This is a genomic window from Oleiphilus sp. HI0066 (genome assembly GCF_001635725.1).
Genome location: NZ_LWFH01001316.1, coordinates 1 through 1,129, shown reverse-complemented (window position 1 = coordinate 1,129; position 1,129 = coordinate 1). Strand labels below are relative to the sequence as shown.

At 43.6% G+C, this 1,129-nt stretch carries 1 protein-coding gene and 1 tRNA gene; one reads left to right on the top strand and one right to left on the bottom strand.

The features are described 5' to 3' along the window. A partial coding sequence (locus A3738_RS19390; RefSeq protein WP_068763792.1) for an AraC family transcriptional regulator occupies positions 1–995 on the top strand: 995 nt, incomplete at its 5' end. A 16-nt stretch (positions 996–1,011) separates the two neighbouring features. Here the strand turns inward: A3738_RS19390 and A3738_RS19385 are convergent. Then, positions 1,012–1,088 (bottom strand) — tRNA-Asp (locus A3738_RS19385). Positions 1,089–1,129 lie beyond the last annotated feature (41 nt).

The following is a 1,129-nucleotide window of genomic DNA, read 5'->3' as shown; positions in this document are numbered from 1 at the left end:
TTGCTAGCGTCGTCCTCAATACGCTAGCCGAACACAATATTGATCCACTCCCTGTGCAAAAGGCATTTGGACTGAATAATGAACACCTCAGCACACCAGACGCACGAATCAGTATTCCTAAGTATATGAGACTAGGGAGAGAAGCCGCTCGCATGACTCGAAGTCCATCAATTGGCTTAGAATTTGGAAGAAACACCTTAGATAGCCATATTGGGCTTGCGGGATATACAGCGGCCTGCGCGCCAACACTTCAACAATCCTTGTCACATATCATTGATATGGAGCTACTAAACAGTCGCAACACTAGGGGAAAGTCATCTCATTTTATGAAAGATGGCCGGCTTCATTGTCAGTTTTATTCCATTAGCCCATACAATAGGTATAACTATTTTGTTGTCGACACGATGCTCGCCTCATGGTGGTCTTTCACTCAACGTCATTGCCCCGAAGCTGAATGTCACCATATTGAGATCGAATACCCTTTGCCATCATACAAAGAAGATTTCGAAGACTTTTTTCAATGCCCCGTTTTATTTGGCCAATCAAAAAATGCATTGATCCTTAAGCGAGGACACGAGACATTCGCACTCAATCAGTCCCATCAACCAACATTCTCAAAAATGCAGGCTATATGCGAACAAGAACTTATGACTTGGAAATCAGGAAAAAGCATTTCAGACCAAGTCATAGATTTGATCTCTGAAAATCTTAGCGGTAAACCACCGGAAATTGACTTGATAGGGAAAAAACTTGGATTAGCAGGCTGGACGCTTAGAAGAAAACTAGCGCAGGAAGGTCATCATTATCAAACACTATTAGATAATACACGTAACGCCTTGGCTCAGAGCTATGTGAGAGATACAGGGCTCAACTTCACTGAAATTACGTTTATTCTAGGATTTTCTTCACCATCATCATTTCAGCGCGCGTTCAAACGTTGGACAGGCATAAGTCCAGGCGCTTACCGAAGAGACATAAAGAAAAAGGAATTTTGACATAAGGAATTTAAAGTGGCGGACCGGACGGGACTCGAACCCGCGACCCCCGGCGTGACAGGCCGGTATTCTAACCAACTGAACTACCGGTCCGCATCTTTAAAACTAAGACCTAAAGAGTCGACTTTAGGATT